Annotated in this window: 1 protein-coding gene; it reads left to right on the top strand. The window is 68.6% G+C overall.

The genetic code is table 11. The annotated features are described in order from the left end of the window. On the top strand, positions 1–395 hold a 395-nt coding region (locus FOE67_RS28520; RefSeq protein WP_267133383.1), incomplete at both ends, for a sugar phosphate nucleotidyltransferase.

The raw sequence follows: 395 nt of genomic DNA, 5'->3' as shown, positions 1-395 counted from the left end.
CTGCGGCAACAGGACCCCAAGGGGCTGGGACACGCGGTGTTGCGTGCCAAGACCCACGTGGGCGACGACCCGTTCGCGGTGCTGCTGGGCGATGACCTGATCGACGAGAAGGAAGACCTGCTCGCCCGGATGATCCGCGTGCAAGAGCGCACCGGCGGTTCCGTGGTGGCCCTCATGGAGGTCCCCCGCGAGAACATCAGCGCGTACGGCTGCGCGGACGTCACCGCCGTCGAGGGGGAGGACTACGTCCAGGTCAACGGCCTCGTGGAGAAGCCCGCGCCGGAGGACGCCCCGTCCAACCTCGCGATCATCGGCCGCTACGTGCTGCACCCGGAGATCTTCGAGATCCTCGAGAACACGGCCCCCGGCCGCGGTGACGAGATCCAGCTCACGGA

Origin of the sequence: Streptomyces calidiresistens (genome assembly GCF_014141525.1) — a bacterium.
Classification (GTDB): Bacteria; Actinomycetota; Actinomycetes; order Streptomycetales; family Streptomycetaceae; genus Streptomyces; species Streptomyces calidiresistens.
The sequence above is the reverse complement of the archived record's forward strand: the minus strand, read 5'-3'. Positions and strand labels throughout refer to the sequence as shown.